We start from the raw sequence: 15,792 nt of genomic DNA, 5'->3' as shown, positions 1-15,792 counted from the left end.
CCGCTTCTTCCGCGACCGCTTCGAGGGCTTCTCCCGCGCCAGCGGTGATGCCGCAGCGCGAGCCGCAGCAGCCTCCTCCTCCTCTTTGCGGGCTCGGCGGGAGCCGGCACGGCTGTACGTCGACGCCGACGCGGCCTCCGCCGTCGACGGAGCACCGACCGCACCCGTGGGCACGGCCGTGTCGAACACGTCGACGTCGAGAGCTTCCTGCTCCTCATCGACTCCGCCGGCGCCGGTGGGCAGCTCGTCGGCATCCGTGGAGACGTCATCGGGCGTCTCGTCGCGGTGGCGAGAGAAGAACTTGGTGCTGATGATGCTCACTGGGAACCTCCGGCAGTGATCGGGGCGGGGCGGTGGGACTTAAGCGGAGACGGCACCGGACACTCGCCCGGTGCCGTCCCCTGCGCGCTCATCGAGGTCACAGCGCTTCTCGGACCTCGTTGGGGATGCGCAGGTGCCGCGGGAGGACCAGGCCGAGCGGGAGCGCGGCGGCGAAGGCGGAGTCCTGCGATCCGTAGGCCGGTCGCATCCGCAGCCGTGCGGCGGAGGTGAGGGAGTCGACGGCGGCACGCGCTTCGGGCTCCTGCGTGCGCTGCATCGTCGTGGCGGTGACGATCAGGCCGAAGTTCATCAGCCCGGCGCCGGAGGCTTCCTCCGCGGCTGTCGCCTGCGCCGAGCGCGTCGAGAGCGTCGAGCGCGCGGTCGGCTTGGTCGAGGCCGAGGAGTTGAACTGTGCAGCGTTGAGGTCCGCTTCCACGAGCGCTGCGGCGCGGGCGGGGTCGATGGGGCGGTAGAGCAGGGTGACGCGCTTGCGGGCGATGTCGCGATGCGGGGCGAGCAGACGGGCGAGGATGCCGGCCTGCACGACGCCGCGCGGCGGGGCGGTCATCGTCCACGACGTCGACACGGCTCCATCGTGCCGATAGGAGTCCCAGTGGGCTTCGGCCGCGGCGGGGCCGACGTCGGTCCAGGAGAGGTCGGCTGTCTCGCCCGCAGCGCGGGCCTGGTCGATCAGCACCGCAGCGTCGGGGTCGTAGGCGGTGCGGATGACCTCGCACAGCTCCTGCGCGTTCAGAGGCCGAGCAGCACCGGCGCCGGTCGCTGCGAGCGAGTTCGTCAGGCCGGGAATGCGCGCGGAAAGATCCGCAGCCACTTCCTTGGCGTTGCGGCGCTTTCCGCCGATCCGAGCCGTGGCCGTGAAGGTGAGCGCGATGTACGCGCGGATGGTCGCGGAGCCGACCGGGTAGCTGTCCACGACCTCAGCGAGCATCGCTCGAGCGAATAGCGGGGCGTCGGGGTCCATCGACCCTTCGACCTCCCCGCGCAGCCGGGTGCCGGTGTCCGGAGCCGTCTCGACAGTGACGGAGGCGGCTTCGATACCGGGCTCGTCTCCGAGGTTGGCGAGCCAGATGCCGTACTCCGCGACCTGGTTGTTGATCTGCTCCTGATCCACCAGCGCGGCGCCGTCCGGCTCCGTCGCCAGGACCACGGTGAAGTGCTTCGTCATGGGGGTGCTGATCAGCGCGAACCGGCGGCCGTGGGAGTCCTCGTGCTCGGTGAGCTGCGAGGGTGCGGCCAGGCCAGGCAGCTGGAACGTCCCCCACTTCGCGCGGCCGATCGGGCCGGAGCGGTAGATGTTCGCTCCCTTGCTCTTGGTGCGCCACCAGTTCACGCGGACCACCGTCCTTCCCAGGGCTGATTGCCCGTGCTTGTCCTTGACCGAGACGGTCAGGAGGATGCCGCCGAAGATCCCAGCGACGATGAGTGCCGGCCCGAGGCCGGCGAACATGGACGCGACGATCGAGGACAAGATGCCCACGAACATCACGAGGGTGGCGAGCTGCCCGAGCCCGCCGAGGCCGGCGGTCTGGGGCTTTCGCCAGTTGCCGTAGGTGCGAGCCTTGACCGGCTCAGGTGCGGTAGTGGTCATGGTCTAGCTCCCGTTCTGATTGCTGCCCGTGGCGTCGTCGGTGGCCGACTTCACGGCTCCCGCCGCGTGCTTGGCGCCTTCGGCGGCCTTCATCGCGACGGCGACACCGGCGCCGATCGGCCCAGCGGCGGCCACGCCACCTGCGGCCGCTCCGCCTCCGGCTGCCGCTCCGCCTCCGGCTGCCGCTCCGGCACCCGCTCCGGCACCCGCTCCGGCACCCGCTCCGCTTGTTGCAGCTCCCGCACCGCCGGTAGGCGCCGCACCCGCGGCACCCATCCCGGATGACGACGCTGGCGATCCCGGAGAGGAGTTACTTCCGGTCGGTCCGTTCGTCGACGAGCCGCCGCCTCCGCCTCCGGACTTTCCGCCCCCGTTGCTAGCCCGGATCGCACCGGTGGCAATGTCTCCGGCCCCGCTCACCGCTGCTGCGCCGAGCAGGAGACCTGCGCCGCCGCCGCCACCAACCGAGGCGATAGCAGGAACGAGGAAGCGCATCAGCGCAGGTAGGGCAATGAGCGCGATCAGCATCAGTGCGAGGCCCGTGACAATCTGGAAGAGGCCAGTGCCGTCCGACTTGAACAGGTCGGTGCCGGTCATCCGGAACGCGATCGCGTAGACGATCGCGGCGGCGGGCTTGTAGAGGATGAAGGCGAGAGTCCAGGCCATCGCCTTCTTGAACCACTGCTGACCGATTTCGGTGTTCGTCGCGGCCGCGGCGATGGGGAAGATGCCGGCGAGGACGACGAGCATCGCGCCGCGGAAGATCATCAGAGCGATCTGGATATAGGTCATCAGGACGGCGAGCATGCCGAGGAAGAACAGACCGATCAGGCCGATGGGCGCGGTCGCGGTGAGGCTGATCATCGCGAAAATGTTGGTGCCGAAGCAGTTGCTCTCACCGTTGGTGACGTCGCAGTTGGTGGAGTTGTTGAGGATCCAGATGGAGAAGGCGTCACCCGCCTGCGTGGCGAGACGGATTACGACGAGGCCGGCCCCGGCGACAGCGATCAGCGTCAGCACGGAGCGGGCGAGGGTGCGCAGCTCGCCCGCGCGCTGCGTCCAGACCATGCGGCCCGCGGCGACGAGGATCGAGAGGATTGCAAGGCCGCCGGCGTACCACTCGAGCTGCCCCTGCACCCAGCCGACCACGCTCGAGGATTCATTGAGGTGCATCGCCAGCGGGAGGAACCCAGCTACGAGCGCGGATGCCGAGGAGAGCAGGAACACGGCGAGGATGATGACGCCGATGCGGCCCATGTGCGCCTCGCCGTCGCCGTGGCGACGACGGCTGCTCATCATCACGCCAGCGATGATGAGCGACATGACGGCGAGGCCCGCGGCGACCCACGTCACGTAACCGAGGATCGTCTCGAATGCCTCAGGCAGCGGCGGGGTTCCGCCGCCGTTGACGCCGCCTCCCCTGTCGACCACGGTCACCGGGGAGGGGACGTTCACCCAGAGGGTGCCTAGCGAGACAATCGCTTTGCCGTAGCCCTCGAGGATGTTGTTCACGAATTGCTGCAAGGCATCGTTCGATGCCTGAGAGACGATTTCACCGAGGCCCTGACCGGCCTGGCATCCGAGGTCCCAGAAGTCGCAGGGGGCGTCCGTAGCGGCGGCGGGGTTCACTCAACACCCGCCCATGGCACGTAGCCACCCAGGCTCTGCAGGGTGACCGGGCGGTAGGAGCTCTGACCGTCGTCGGTGAGCTGGACTTTCCAGTCGCCCTCCGACCAGCGCAGCTCCGTTGCGATACTCATCTGTACTCCCGTGTTCAGGCGGAACGCGATATCGATCGTCGCGGCGTCGCCGGTGTAGGCCAGCGTCTTGAAACCGATGATCTGAGCGCTCAGTCCGTTGCTTGTGTTGGAGCTCTGGCGAGCCATTGCCGCATCGCGGCCAGGCCCGGGGACCGAGAGCTTGTCGGTGATGGAGTCGCCAAGGCTTCCGTTGGTACCCATCGCCCAGATGTTCGCCGTGGCGAACAGGGCACCCTCCACCGTGTGCGCGTAGCAGCGGCGGAGCCCGTCGCTGTCGGTCACACCCGGGCCGACGTCGGCGCCTCCGGGAGCGGCCATCGTGCCGACGATGGTCCATTCGGTCACGGGGGCGGCGGTGAGGGTGCCGCTCTCTTCGTACCCGGGAAGTCCGCAGACGCTTGCGGCGTCCGCGTCGGCCTCGGGCGTCGCCGCGCTCGTCGGCGTCGCGGTGGTGGCGGGCGCGCTCTGCTGCCCGCCACCACCGCCGAGGGACGTGACAGCGAGCAGAATCGCCGCCAGTACGAGGACTCCGAAGATGATCGCTCCGAAGATGAATCCTCGACTGGTGAAGGGGCTGCGGGATCCCGTGTCGCTCATGACGTCGTGCCTTTCGTTGATCGGTTGGTTTCCCCGGGACGCTACGCGCCCATCAGGAAGCCAACGATCGTGAACGCGGCGGACACGATGATCACGCCGACGAGCAGGCGGCCGAGCCAGCCGCCGATTTCTCCGCCTTCGCCGCGGCGGGCGGAGACGGTCATGGTGACGCCGAGGATGATCAGGCCGACGACGGCGACGCCGAGGCCGACCCACTTGGCCCAGCCCATGACGGTGGTGAAGGCCTCGAACCCGGGGGGCATGCCGCCGGGGCCCGGGTCGGGCACGACACCGGCGAGGGCGCCGGCGGCGGTGATCAGCTCGGAGGAGAGAGCGAGAACAGACATGGTGTGCTCCGTTTTCTTGGTTGGTGGTGCGGGGTTATCGGTGCCGCCGGTTGGGGCGCCGAGAAGGTCCGGTTATCCGGCGAGGGTGAGAGGGGCGTCGGTGAAGCCCATGTCGAAGTGCAGGTGGTTCGGGGTGTCGTAGAACCCGCCGATGTTCGTGTAGTGGGTCGAGCGGCACTGGATCTGGCCGGCCCGCGAGCCGTTCGGCACCTGGGGGTCGAGGACGCTGAGCAGCTGCAAGGCGTTCGCGTCGCAGCCCGTAGTGGCGGTGCCGTTGAATGCGGTGAAGTCCACCGCGTGACCGCCGCCGTCGATGTAGTGGGAGGAGGCGGTGCCCGCCCCTAGCCCGGTCTCGTTCGTGCACTTGCGGTTGAGGTCGGAGACGCCCACCGTGTCGAACGTGTTCAGCGCAATGGTGATGATCTGGAGGATGCGGACGTCGAGGCCGCAGTCTGCCGACGCGGTGCCCGCGGCGACGTCGCGGACCTGCTGCGCGTAGCGGTCCTCGAGGAAGCGCAGACGCCCCTCATCCATCGCCTTCACGAGGCCCTGCGCGAGAGCTTGCGCATCGCCGGAGATAGCCGCGCATCCGGCGGCCACGGGGGGCGGCGTGGCTGTCGACGTCGACACGGGCACTGCGGCCCCGGTCGTCGCGGCCGGGGTGCTGCCGAGGCCGGCGAGGTAGGCCATGATCGCCACGGCGTCGGCGCGGTACTTCGTGTAGTGGTTCGGGTCGGCGTTGCGCTGGACTTTGTTGATCGCGATGGAGGGCTCCATCGTCTGCCAGCCCTCGACTGCCACGAGGCGGTCGTAGAAGAAGCCCGCGGAGGTCGTGGGGTCCATGCGCTGCTCGACGGTGCCCCAGCTCGACTGCTGCTGGAACAGGCCGATCGAGTCAGCGACCGAGCCGTCCGGGTTGATCGCCCCGTCCCCGTAGTTGATGTTCACCAGCGAGGACTCACCGATCGCCGTCTGCACGCCGAGCGTCTGCCCGTCCGCGCCGAGGCCCTTCGCGGCCCCGGCGTTGACGATCAGGCCCGCGTTGACGAGCTGATCGTGGCCGTAGCCACCGACTCGAGCATCTGCCGGGATCGCGGCCACGTTGACCGGTCCCCCGCCCGGCAGACATGCCGCAGCGGCCGAGCCGCCGAAGAACAGCACCCACAGGAGCATCGCGATCGCGACGACGGGCACCATGATCGCTGCCAGCACCCCCACTCCCCCCTTCGCCACCGGGTTACTCCGATGCCAAGGGGGTGATCTGCTCGACAGCCCACGGAGAGGTGTCGAGGGGGCGGTGCACGTACACCGAGTAGTCGCCGGCATCCGTGGGGACCAGGACGCGCGCGGTGTAGGCACCGTCGGTGTCCCGAATCTGCGCGGTACCGGTGACGCCCGTGCAGGGCACGTTCGCCGGGTCGACGGTTTCGTAAGCAACCGCCGCAGCCTGCGACAGCACCGGGTACAGCTCAGCGATCCACGTGTCGTAGTCGAGGGACGGACGACAGAACAGTGTCACTGCGCGGGTCGCGAGAGCCGTCGAGTCGGTTTCGGCATCCGGGTCAGCTTCGGCGTCGTGGTCGTGCGGCACCGACTCGGCATCGGGCGTCTCCTCAGCGGATGCCTCAACGGAGGGCGTGGCCGATACAGAAGGAGTCGAGCCTGAGGACGTTTGCACCGCCGGTTCGCTGCTCGAGCAACCCGCCAAGGCGAGCCCGACTGCGACGGCGACCGCGCCGAGCTGAACGCTGTTGCGCTGCCGTGTGTGCTTCATGCCGGTGGTCCCCTTCATCGCCGTGAGCACCAACCTAGACCAGAAATGCCCGTTTGGACACTCGCCAGTTGCCCAAATGGGACACTGCCTGTCTACACTGACGGCAGGCGACACCCGCCGACCTAGAATCGTGGTGTGGAGGTGGACTCAACGAACGTCAATGCCGCAATAGGCGAGGCCGTCAAGAGCGCCATCTACGAAGCCGGTTTCAATGTGAAGGCCGCGGCCGAAAGAGCCGGCCTCCCCTATCGGACCGTCCTCCGCTACATCAAGGGCGAGCGAGATATGCCGGTACCGGTACTTCTTGCCCTCGTGCACGCCACCAACGCCGACCTGGATGCACTCGTGAAGCAACTTCGCGGGCGCGTAGCCTTCAAGGAGTTGGTTGGCTACGTCGTAGACGGAAACACCACGGGTGAAGAATCCAGCGCACTCCGGCCCGCCGAACTGGCGCGCCGTCTCTCGCTCGTTTTCAACTCACGTGGCCTCGATGCGACCTCTTCCCGCACCAAAATCTCCGAGATCCTTCTCCTCAGCGGGGCCTCGATCGACCGCCAAGAATGGGGCCTGCTCATGACCGGGCAACTCCCCTCCGCGCCGAGAGTCGACGTACTCTTCGCCGTGGCCGAAGCACTCGACATCGACCCTGACTACCTCCTTCGCGACGATCCCGAGCTGGTCGAAGCCGTGGAGGCGCGGCTGGGATTCGACGGTGCCATGCGCACCCTCGGCATCGAGCGCGTCGCTGCGCGCTCCCTCGGCACGATTGAGCCCGCCGAGCTGCGCGGCATCGCTGCCGTCGTCTCCGAAATCGTCACCGAGCTGCGCCGCTAGCGCACGCTCCGCCCCGCCGGGCTCGCAGCTTCGCCCTGCGCGCAATGCCGTCTAAAGTGGATGAGCTTGTCCCGGCCAGGCGAACGGAGTCCACCTATGGCGTCAGACTCCACGGAACGAGGCCGCGGCCGGTGGCGGATGCTCCGCCGCAACGGCCAGGGTCGCAGCGGCTCCATCGTCCAAGCCGCCGACGAGTTCGTAGCGCAGCTCGCCCTTCCCGCGGCCGCGACGTGGGATGACCTGCAAGCGGCTGTCGAGAAGGTCTACGGCAAGCCCATCTACTTGATCGCCTCCGCCAGCACTGCCCTCAAAACGGTCACCGGCTTGTGGATCGACACGGCCGAGTTCGGCACCGTCGTCTGCCGAGAGAGCGACGAGCTGCACTACCAAAGCCAGAACGCCTGCCACGAGCTCGCTCACATCCTCTTCGTCTACGCTCCCGACGCCTGGTTCAGCGAGCAGATCCCGCGCCTGGTGCACCCCGACCGCAGGGCCGGCGCCACGCACCCCTGCGCGCCTACCGACGATCCGGACAGTGTGGAAGCCAAGGCGGAGATTGCAATCGAAGAAGTAGCCTTCGCCATGGTCCGCCGCATCCAAACACTCAATAGGACGAGCGAAGAAACGTATTTCGGATGATCCAGCAGGTATGCCTCGCGCTCCTCATCGCCCTGGTGATGGTGCGCGCGCCCCGTGCCATCGCGTCACCCGCCGGTCGCCCCGCGTTCTGGGCCACCGTCAGCGGCATCGTCGCCCTCTCCACCTACGGCTGGCCAGTCCCGTTCGACACCTACGACACCCTGTTGGGTGGATCCAACGTGATCACCCTCGTCCGCGACCTCGCGGCCACGTCCGCATTCTGGTTCTTCCGTGAAGCTCTCGGACGTCGCGCCGGCGGCGAAGGCCGCATCGGCAGCCGGTGGGGCCTCGCCCTCATGTTCGGCTCTTACATCGTCCCGTTCCTGCTCATCCGCGACCGCGGAGACACGAGCAAGGACTTCATCATCGATCGCCTCGACCAGACGGCCGTGTGGCTCTACGGATCGGCCTACATGGCGACTCTCGTGTGGTTGTCCGTCTCCTCGATCATCAACGCCCGCCGCAACTGGCGCGGAGTGCAGGTCGTGTTCACCACCGGCTTCGCCGTGACAACCGTGGGATGCCTGATCGAAATCGGCTTCCTTACCGCCTCGCACTTCGGATACGGCGGAGACGCCTTCCGCTACTCCGCATGGAACGCTGCAGAAATCCCCTTCTTCCTCGGGCTGCTCATCATCATGCTGGGCATCGGATGGACCGCGATCGTTCTCCCCATCCGCCACCGCCTCGTCGTCGCTCGCGCGTCGCGCTACGCCCTCCGCCACAACCTCATTGAGCGGCCGACCATCACCACCTATCTCGGAGAGCGCCGACTCATCGCTCACGCTCAGCAGGTGCTCGTGAGCACCAAGAACGCTCAGGTTCGAGGGGACATCGACCTCACTCCCGCCGCGTGTGCTGCGCTCGAGCGCCTGCGGGCGCTCATCTCACCCGACCGGGCATTCACCCCTCGGGTCATCGGCGGCAACGGCATCGGGAAGGCCGCGTAGCCCTCGTGGGAGCCCTCTGGATCGCGATCCCCGCCGCCGTCGTCGGTGCCGCCGGCGTCGGGATCGTCGCGACCGTGGCCGGCCGCGTCATCCGACCCCAGCGCAGCAAGCCGACACCAATCGCCGCCGTTCCGGCGCCCGATCGCATCGTGCTCGCGCCCACGCCGATCACCAAGCAGGACGGTACCCTCGGGCTGCTCTACGACGACGAATCTCGGCACGCTGTTCTCGGCCCGATTCTGCGCACCGGAGCGGACGGCATCGAGCGAACGCTGACCGTCCCTCCCGGCAGCCCCTCCCCCGCCGCCGGCTCCGTCAGCCGACCAATCGGCAACGTGTTTGCCACGGCGAAAGAACTTGACCCCGAGGCCCGGGAGGTTCCGGTCGCAACTGAGCTGGGCGACGCGCCCGCGTGGTTGTTCCCCGGCGACGGAGACGCCGCGAGCACCTGGGCGATCCACGTTCACGGCAGCCTGTCCGGACGAGACGGCGCTTTCCGCTCCGTTCACGCCCTCAGAAGGACCGGGTACACCTCACTGGTCCCCTCGTTCCGAGGCGACGGAGAAGGCCCGCCTGCGCCGCTGGATGCCTTCACCCTGGGGCAGACGGAGTGGCCCGACGTCGACGCCGCGATCGCTCTCGCGCTCGAGCGCGGAGCCCGCCGCGTCCTGCTCGTGGGCTGGTCGAGCGGAGCGTCGATCGCTCTGCGCCTCGCTACGAGCTCGGCGCACCGCTCGCAGATCGCCGGGCTGATCCTCGTCTCCCCCGTCCTCAGCTGGCGCAGCAGCGTGCTCTACAGCGCCGCCAATGCCGGCGTCCCCCGCGTCATCGCCTCCGCGGCCATAGCCGCCCTCGCGACGCCGATCCTCAGCCGCCTCCTCGGGTCGCCGGTTCCGTTGGACTTCCACGCTCTCGACTGGACCCGAGCGTCAGTGCAAGTCCCCGTGCCCGCACTCCTGATCCACTCCGAAGGTGACCGCACCACCCCGTTCAGCGACTCCCGTGCGTTCAGCCAGACGCACGAGCAGGCTCCTCTCGTGCCCGCCCGGCCCTCCGCTCACGCCCTCGAATGGAACGCTGACCCGGCTGTCTTCGAGAAGGCCGTCACAACCTGGTGCGCAGCCACGCTCTGACGCCCCGTCAAAAGCAAGATAGCCAGATACCTATATAGGTATCTGGCTATCTAGTACCACGCGGCTGGCTAGGCCAGCGGGTTGCGATCGCGGTACTCGCGCAGCGCCGACTCCACAATGTCGCGCTTGGTTCGTCCTGTTGCGACGCGCAGGTCCTCGACGTAGTACGACAGCTCCGCCTCGATATCGGCGTGCAGAACCTCCGTAGGCGCCTTCCGCGGCCGAGAACGAGGAGCCGTGGCACCCGTTCGCGCCGGGGCCGACGTCGCCGGTGCGGCCACAGCAGGAGCCGGCGCCGGGCGCGGCTTCGAGTCGATCGGGTCGCGCCGGTCCGGCGCCGGCTGTGCCCGTCGAGCGGGAAGGCTCTGGGGGCGGTCCTCGTTGGTCATCGGATCACCTTTCGTGCGAGTTCTCGGTATGCCTGGGCGACGGGGGCTCCCTTGCGGAAGCGGCCGTACCAGTCGTGCGAGTACCGGACCTCCCCCACGATCGTCCGATGTGGAATGAGCGGCGTCAGCAGAAGGCCCGTCCCCCGCATCTGCTCGATGCTGTGGGTCGCCTCGCGCGGCGTTACCGTCTCCTTGTAGCCGCCGACGATGATGCCGGCCTCAGCGACCGCCTGGCGGCCGCTGGTGGCGTTGTAGCGCATCACGCTCTCCTGTGCCCCCAGGAACCCGTCTACGCCGTCCGCGGTCGGCGTGGCCGCGTAGATCACCGATTCGGCCGCCGTCAGAGCGTTGAAGATCAGTGAGCCGCCCTGGCGGTTCGGGCAGTCGATGATCACCAGGTCGGCAGGCACTCCCTCGAGCGAGTCGGCCAGACGATGCCCGACCTCCCCCGGGTCGTCCGTCTCGCGGGCACTCACGCTGCGGTCGGACGGGATGACTCGAAGGTTCTCGTGGAACGGTGACGGCACGGCCAGCTCGTCCGCCCACCCCCGCGGGTCCTGGTTGCCGAGGATCGCGCCGACGTCGAGGCCGACGTCGACGGGCTGCGCGTCGAGCCACTTGGTCGTCGCCCCGCGCGGGTCGAGGTCGATCAGGATGACGCGCTTGCCGTCCTCCGCCGCCACTGTCGCCAGGGAGACGGCGGTGGTGCTCTTGGTCGCACCACCGCTCTCGCTGTAGATCATCATCGTCTGCATGGTCGCAACCTATCTTGATACCTACACAGATAGCAATCTACCCAGATACCTATATAGGTATCTGGGTAGGACACGCCCGACCGAAACCTGTCGAGCCGCCCGCCGCCTGGGCCGTGATCGCATGTCGGTGGAGTCGACATACACTCGAACGCATTCGAACACACGTTCGACTAAGCGAGGGAGGGTGGCATGAGCGTCACCGTCGTGGACCGCATAGCCACACCGGCCGAGGAGGCCGTCTCCATCGCCTTCCTCGTCACCGGCGACGCGGTGGCCGCAGGCTTCCCGTCGCCGGCGCAGGACTACTTCGACGGCTCTCTTGACCTCAACGACCACCTGATCCGCGACAAGACCTCGACGTTCATCGTCCGCGTGTCCGGCGAGAGCATGACCGGCGCCGGCATCAGCGACGGCGACGAGCTCGTGGTCGACCGCTCGATCACACCGACCCACGGCAGCGTCGTCATCGCGATTCTCGACGGCGAGCTGACCGTCAAGCGGCTCGAACTGCACCGCGGGGGAGTGGTGCTGCGTGCCGAGAACCCCGACTATCCCCCGATCGTCGTCCCCGAGCTGAGCGACCTCCAGGTGTGGGGCGTCGTCACCGTCTGCCTGCACCGGCTCCACCGTGCGCTCTGAGCGCCGCATCGGCCTCATCGACGTCAATTCCTTCTACGTGTCGTGCGAGCGCCTGTTCGATCCCAAGCTGAGCGGGCGGCCCGTCGTCGTCCTGTCGAACAACGACGGCTGCGTGGTCGCCCGCTCCGACGAGGTGAAGCAGCTCGGCATCGAGAACGGCACCCCCTGGTTCAAGATCGAACCTCTGATCAGAGCCGGCCGACTCCCGGAGGTCATCGCCCGCTCGAGCAACTACGAGCTGTACGGCGAGCTGTCCGCGCGCGTCATGGAGCTGCTGGGCCGGTACTCCGCCTGGCAGGAGGTGTACTCGATCGATGAGAGCTTCGTCGGAGTCGACGGCGATGTGACGGAGCGGGAGAAGATCGGCCGAGCAATGCGCGCGGCCGTCGCGAAGAACGTCGGCCTGCCGGTGTGCGTCGGCTTCGGGCCGAGCAAGACTCTCGCGAAGTTCGTCAACAAGGGCGGGGCGAAGAAGCACCCGAGCCTCGGGGGAGTGTGCGACACCGATTGGTACACACCCGAGCAGATGGACGGCCTCATGGCCTCCCAGCACGTCACCGAGCTGTGGGGCGTCGCTGGCCGCACCGCCAAGCGCCTCGCAGAGCTGAACATCCACACGATCCGCGACCTCCGCGACGCGGACCCCGCGCTCATCCGCAAGAAGTTCTCCGTCGTCTTGCAGCGCTCCGTCTACGAGCTGCGCGGAATCGACTGCATCCCGCTCGAGGCCGCACGCACGGTTCGGGACCAGCTGATCTTCTCGCGCTCGTTCTCCTCACCCGTGACGACGATCGCGGACATGGAACAGGTGCTCTCCGTCTACGCGCAGCGCGCCGCGCACCGCCTCCGAGCGCAGGGGTCGGTCACCAAGACGATGAGCGTGTTCGCGTCGACGTCGCCCTACGCCGACGCGCCCTACGAGTCCGCCGGCGGCATGGCCGGCTTCCCCGTCCCCACCGACGATCCGGTGACTATCGTCAAGGCCGCCACCGGCACCCTCGTGCCCAGACTGCGCGAAGGCGCGCGCTACGTGCGCGCCGGCGTGATCCTCACCAACCTGTCCGCGAAGGGCTCTCACGCCCTGCTCGACGTGTTCGACAACGACTTCGACACCAAGGGCATCGGCGCCACGATCGACGCCGTGACGAAGCGTCACGGCCGCTCCGCGGTCGGGCTCGGCCTCGCCGGCATCCGCAAAGGACCGGTATGGACGATGAAACGCGAAGCGCTGTCACTGCGCGCGACAACGCACTGGGGAGAGCTGGCAACAGCGCACGCACGGTAACCACTGTCGGCGGCTCTCGCGCTGAGATAGAATGTTCTATAGGAGGTGGTTGCCATGTCAATCGCTGAGAAGCCCGATGGGGACACCGTTCGCCGGCTGCGCAGCTTGCAGGTCGTGACTCGCGTGTCCTACCTTCGCGCGCTGCGCGCCGTGGCCCAGGACACCACGCAAAAGCAGCTCGCCAGTCAGATCGGTATCTCTCAACCCTCCGTCAACAGCGCCCTGAAGTCCGCGGCCGCGGTTCCCGACGTGCGCCCCGGATTCTCCGGCGCGACGCCCTACGAGATTGCCCAGCGCTACGACGCGGGAGAGCTGACGCGGGAGCAGGTCATCGATGAGCTTGGCCGCTGGCCGTATCGCCCCGGATCGCCCAGCGACGGCTACGACTGGACCACCTTGGACCCGGGGGAGTTCGCGGAGGTCCGGCGTGCGCTCAGTGAGCACCTGATCGAGGCAGACACCTACGACGAGATCCTGGACCGCTACTGCGAGCAAGGTCGGTGACGGGGGAGGACTCGTCAGCGATCGCCACGCACCGCGAAACGGTGCGCGCGTGGGCGCGAGCGGGAGGCCCACTGAGCCCGGCGAGCGAGCGCGCGACGGTCAACAATCGCGACTGGTTCCGCCGGGACCCTGACGGGGTATTCGAGCCGCGCGCTGCACGCCAGCTGCTCCACGACCGCCTCCTAGCCGAGTACCGCGCACAGTTCCCTGACGTGCGTCACGAGCGAAAGGCGATCATCCTCGCCGGCCCGCCCGGAGCCGGGAAGTCGACCGTCCTCGCAGACGTGCTCGGCTCCGACCGCAGCGCCTGGCTCACCGTCGACGCCGACGAGTTCAAGCGGGCGTTACTCACCGAAGCGATCAAGGACGGCAGCTACGACCGCGCCATCCTGCCGCCGGAGGTCCGCGCCGCCGAGGCGGCGGGGGAGAAGTTCTTCCCGCTCGAGCTGGCCTCCCTCGTGCACGAAGAATCCTCCCTCCTTGCGACGGAGCTGCGCCAGGTAGCGATGCGAGAAGGTCAGAACGTCGTCATCGACACCGTGCTCTCCTCGCCCGACAAGGCAGTCGAGCTGGGGCAACAGTTCGCGGCCGCCGGCTACAGCGTCGAAGTGATCGACGTCGAGGTCCCATTCGAGCTGTCCGAAGCGCGCATCGCCGGACGGTGGCAGCAGTCCTACGAACGCGCCCTCGCCGGCGCCGACGAGCTCGGCGGCCGATGGGTGCCCAGCGAGTACGCCCGCAACGTCTACGCCGGCCCCGAGGGCCGCTCCCTCCCCGAGTTCGCCGCTGAACAGCTCGCGGAAACCGCAGCGACCGTGATGCGGTTCCGCCGGTTCAACACCCCCGGCGAAGGACAGCCGCGCACTCTCGACGTCGACCAGTCCCGCACCGCGTTCGGGCGCCCCTTGGTCGACACGGCCCTCGTGCAGACACGCGCCGCAGCCGCTCAGAGCTTCCCCACGACCCGGAAGCCGGCCCGCGGCCCCGAACTCGGAGGCCTCGGCCGCTAGCCCAGCCCCACCACACCCGGCACGTTTCGCAGGCCGGGCGCTCTGTCATCCCCTGTACCCCGCTCAGCGCGGCGTAGACACCCGTTCCGGGGGCGCGAGGGTCCTCGCGCAGCGTCGCTCCGCGACGCCGTGAGGAGGCCGCACAGCGGCCCATCCTTCGGGTTTTCTTCACCTCTCCGCGGTCTCAACCTATTTCGCTCCACCGGCTGCGTGCCACCGATCCCGGACGCGCCCTCCGGGCTTATTTCGCCCGTGATCGGCGTCACTCCGCCGCCTCCACTCAAACGGTCATTCCCGCCGGAGAGGCAAAGAAAAACGATCAGCCAGAGGGAGAGACACCATGAGCCAGCAGCGCGGCACCCGTACCGAAGTCATCAAAAGCGAGAACCACGGACCCGGAGCGGAGGGCATCAGCCGGACCGCCCGTCAGGTGGTCATCGTCGGCGCCGGTGGCCGCGACCCGGTGACCGAGCAGACCCCCGCCGTGCACCTGGTCACCCGCCAGGGCCGCGCGGGGCTTTCCGGAGTGACGCTGCAGCACTTCGAGCCCGTCGACCCGGTGCCCGCGGATCGCGTCGGCTACATGGCCTCCGGCGCCTACGTCATCGTTCCGGTCGACGTCGCGCGAGCGCTCGACCTGTACCCGGCCGCCTACGCGCTGCACGACCGCAGCGAGACGCCCGCCGACTACCGCGACAACGACTGAACCCCCGAACCGAGAAGGAGAACCGACATGCTCACCATCACCCACACCCCCGAAGCCGGAACGATCATCGAGGGCACCAGCCGCGGCGACGGCACCGCCGAGATCCTGAAGGCGTCCGGCTGGCGCTGGGGCCGCTCCATCGGCGCCTGGTACGTCCCGCAGTCCCGCGATCGCCTGCCGAAGTGGTGGACCATCAACCGCGCCGCGACCGCGCTGCGCGAGGCCGGGCACGTCGTCACGATCGACGCCGCCGAGACGTTCCGGCCCACGGCCGAGGCCGAGGCGGACAAGATCGAGCGCCAGGCCGCCCGCGTCGACGCGCTCGATGCGAAGGCCGACCGGCGCGCCGCGGACGCCGATACCGCCGACGCGGCCGCGCGCCGCGCGTTCGATCGGCTCCCGGAGGGTGGCGAGCCGATCAAGATCGGCCACCACTCCGAGACGCGGCACCGCAACGCGATCGAGAAGGCCCACAACGCGATGGGCCGCAGCGTCGAGGCCGACCGCGAAGCCACCCGCGCCCGCGCCCGCGCCGACGTC

The 15,792-nt window shown here is 68.5% G+C and carries 18 protein-coding genes; 10 read left to right on the top strand and 8 right to left on the bottom strand.

Annotation, left to right across the window (positions count from 1 at the left end):
* Positions 1 to 418: 418 nt before the first annotated feature.
* From C5C39_RS12565 to C5C39_RS12535, 6 genes are all read right to left on the bottom strand, one after another.
* Positions 419 to 1,930 carry an SCO6880 family protein gene (locus tag C5C39_RS12565; protein WP_181065741.1) on the bottom strand — a complete coding sequence of 504 codons (1,512 nt, stop codon included), beginning with the start codon at positions 1,928 to 1,930 and terminating at the stop codon, positions 419 to 421.
* Between the two features lie 3 nt (positions 1,931 to 1,933).
* Positions 1,934 to 3,559, bottom strand: a complete 1,626-nt coding sequence (locus tag C5C39_RS17280; protein WP_146083932.1) for a hypothetical protein — start codon at positions 3,557 to 3,559, stop codon at positions 1,934 to 1,936.
* A complete protein-coding gene (locus C5C39_RS12550) occupies positions 3,556 to 4,287 on the bottom strand; it encodes a hypothetical protein (RefSeq protein ID WP_104277466.1) in 732 nt (243 codons plus the stop codon). Before C5C39_RS12550 ends, C5C39_RS17280 begins: the two co-directional genes overlap by 4 nt.
* A 41-nt stretch (positions 4,288 to 4,328) precedes the next feature.
* Positions 4,329 to 4,634 (bottom strand): hypothetical protein, encoded by a 306-nt coding sequence (locus C5C39_RS12545; protein ID WP_104277465.1) that lies wholly within the window; start codon positions 4,632 to 4,634, stop codon positions 4,329 to 4,331.
* 72 nt (positions 4,635 to 4,706) lie between these two features.
* Positions 4,707 to 5,867 carry a hypothetical protein gene (locus tag C5C39_RS12540; protein ID WP_104353514.1) on the bottom strand — a complete coding sequence of 387 codons (1,161 nt, stop codon included), beginning with the start codon at positions 5,865 to 5,867 and terminating at the stop codon, positions 4,707 to 4,709.
* A 4-nt stretch (positions 5,868 to 5,871) separates the two neighbouring features.
* Positions 5,872 to 6,426 (bottom strand): hypothetical protein, encoded by a 555-nt coding sequence (locus C5C39_RS12535; RefSeq protein WP_146082606.1) that lies wholly within the window; start codon positions 6,424 to 6,426, stop codon positions 5,872 to 5,874.
* A 123-nt stretch (positions 6,427 to 6,549) separates the two neighbouring features.
* Between C5C39_RS12535 and C5C39_RS12530 the strand changes: the two genes are divergently transcribed.
* The 4 genes from C5C39_RS12530 (at position 6,550) to C5C39_RS12515 (ending at position 9,964) form a co-directional block, all read left to right on the top strand.
* Positions 6,550 to 7,242: a helix-turn-helix transcriptional regulator gene (locus C5C39_RS12530; protein ID WP_219813338.1), complete on the top strand. Its 693-nt coding sequence runs from the start codon at positions 6,550 to 6,552 to the stop codon at positions 7,240 to 7,242.
* A 96-nt stretch (positions 7,243 to 7,338) separates the two neighbouring features.
* Positions 7,339 to 7,881, top strand: coding sequence for a hypothetical protein (locus C5C39_RS12525; RefSeq protein ID WP_181136378.1), 543 nt, complete (start codon positions 7,339 to 7,341; stop codon positions 7,879 to 7,881).
* Positions 7,878 to 8,831 carry a hypothetical protein gene (locus tag C5C39_RS12520; RefSeq protein WP_104353512.1) on the top strand — a complete coding sequence of 318 codons (954 nt, stop codon included), beginning with the start codon at positions 7,878 to 7,880 and terminating at the stop codon, positions 8,829 to 8,831. Before C5C39_RS12525 ends, C5C39_RS12520 begins: the two co-directional genes overlap by 4 nt.
* Positions 8,832 to 8,836: 5 nt before the next feature.
* Positions 8,837 to 9,964 (top strand): S9 family peptidase, encoded by a 1,128-nt coding sequence (locus C5C39_RS12515; protein ID WP_159424214.1) that lies wholly within the window; start codon positions 8,837 to 8,839, stop codon positions 9,962 to 9,964.
* Positions 9,965 to 10,032: 68 nt separating this feature from the next.
* On the opposite strand, the gene C5C39_RS17275 is transcribed toward C5C39_RS12515, so the two are convergent.
* Entirely contained in the window at positions 10,033 to 10,353 is a 321-nt protein-coding gene (locus C5C39_RS17275; RefSeq protein WP_146083931.1) for a hypothetical protein, read from the bottom strand.
* On the bottom strand, positions 10,350 to 11,108 hold the full coding sequence (locus tag C5C39_RS12510; protein ID WP_104277458.1) for a ParA family protein: 759 nt from the start codon (positions 11,106 to 11,108) through the stop codon (positions 10,350 to 10,352). Before C5C39_RS12510 ends, C5C39_RS17275 begins: the two co-directional genes overlap by 4 nt.
* A 189-nt stretch (positions 11,109 to 11,297) precedes the next feature.
* On the opposite strand from C5C39_RS12510, the gene C5C39_RS12505 reads away from it, so the two are divergent.
* From C5C39_RS12505 to C5C39_RS12480, 6 genes are all read left to right on the top strand, one after another.
* The gene (locus C5C39_RS12505; RefSeq protein WP_104277457.1) at positions 11,298 to 11,747 is read left to right on the top strand and encodes a LexA family transcriptional regulator; all 450 of its coding nucleotides are present in this window, start codon (positions 11,298 to 11,300) and stop codon (positions 11,745 to 11,747) included.
* Positions 11,737 to 13,032: a Y-family DNA polymerase gene (locus C5C39_RS12500; RefSeq protein ID WP_104353510.1), complete on the top strand. Its 1,296-nt coding sequence runs from the start codon at positions 11,737 to 11,739 to the stop codon at positions 13,030 to 13,032. The genes C5C39_RS12505 and C5C39_RS12500 overlap by 11 nt, the downstream gene beginning before the upstream one ends.
* 54 nt (positions 13,033 to 13,086) lie before the next feature.
* The gene (locus tag C5C39_RS12495) at positions 13,087 to 13,536 is read left to right on the top strand and encodes a hypothetical protein (protein ID WP_104353509.1); all 450 of its coding nucleotides are present in this window, start codon (positions 13,087 to 13,089) and stop codon (positions 13,534 to 13,536) included.
* 212 nt (positions 13,537 to 13,748) lie between these two features.
* A complete protein-coding gene (locus C5C39_RS12490) occupies positions 13,749 to 14,546 on the top strand; it encodes a zeta toxin family protein (protein ID WP_258075834.1) in 798 nt (265 codons plus the stop codon).
* A gap of 340 nt (positions 14,547 to 14,886) precedes the next feature.
* Positions 14,887 to 15,252: a hypothetical protein gene (locus C5C39_RS12485; protein ID WP_104353508.1), complete on the top strand. Its 366-nt coding sequence runs from the start codon at positions 14,887 to 14,889 to the stop codon at positions 15,250 to 15,252.
* 27 nt (positions 15,253 to 15,279) lie between these two features.
* On the top strand, positions 15,280 to 15,792 hold a 513-nt coding region (locus C5C39_RS12480; protein ID WP_146083930.1), incomplete at its 3' end, for a DUF3560 domain-containing protein.

Origin of the sequence: Rathayibacter sp. AY1F3, assembly GCF_002931975.1 — a bacterium.
GTDB lineage: Bacteria > Actinomycetota > Actinomycetes > Actinomycetales > Microbacteriaceae > Rathayibacter.
Note: the sequence above shows the minus strand (reverse complement) of the source record. Positions and strands in the feature narration are given on the sequence as shown.

Bases quoted from the DNA above. Each gene is read 5' to 3' on its own strand.
- C5C39_RS12565 (WP_181065741.1), bottom strand. From the start codon at position 1,930: ATGACCACTACCGCACCTGAGCCGGTCAAGGCTCGCACCTACGGCAAC.
- C5C39_RS12550 (WP_104277466.1), bottom strand. From the start codon at position 4,287: ATGAGCGACACGGGATCCCGCAGCCCCTTCACCAGTCGAGGATTCATC.
- C5C39_RS12545 (WP_104277465.1), bottom strand. From the start codon at position 4,634: ATGTCTGTTCTCGCTCTCTCCTCCGAGCTGATCACCGCCGCCGGCGCC.
- C5C39_RS12535 (WP_146082606.1), bottom strand. From the start codon at position 6,426: ATGAAGGGGACCACCGGCATGAAGCACACACGGCAGCGCAACAGCGTT.
- C5C39_RS12525 (WP_181136378.1), top strand. From the start codon at position 7,339: ATGGCGTCAGACTCCACGGAACGAGGCCGCGGCCGGTGGCGGATGCTC.
- C5C39_RS12520 (WP_104353512.1), top strand. From the start codon at position 7,878: ATGATCCAGCAGGTATGCCTCGCGCTCCTCATCGCCCTGGTGATGGTG.
- C5C39_RS17275 (WP_146083931.1), bottom strand. From the start codon at position 10,353: ATGACCAACGAGGACCGCCCCCAGAGCCTTCCCGCTCGACGGGCACAG.
- C5C39_RS12510 (WP_104277458.1), bottom strand. From the start codon at position 11,108: ATGCAGACGATGATGATCTACAGCGAGAGCGGTGGTGCGACCAAGAGC.
- C5C39_RS12505 (WP_104277457.1), top strand. From the start codon at position 11,298: ATGAGCGTCACCGTCGTGGACCGCATAGCCACACCGGCCGAGGAGGCC.
- C5C39_RS12495 (WP_104353509.1), top strand. From the start codon at position 13,087: ATGTCAATCGCTGAGAAGCCCGATGGGGACACCGTTCGCCGGCTGCGC.
- C5C39_RS12485 (WP_104353508.1), top strand. From the start codon at position 14,887: ATGAGCCAGCAGCGCGGCACCCGTACCGAAGTCATCAAAAGCGAGAAC.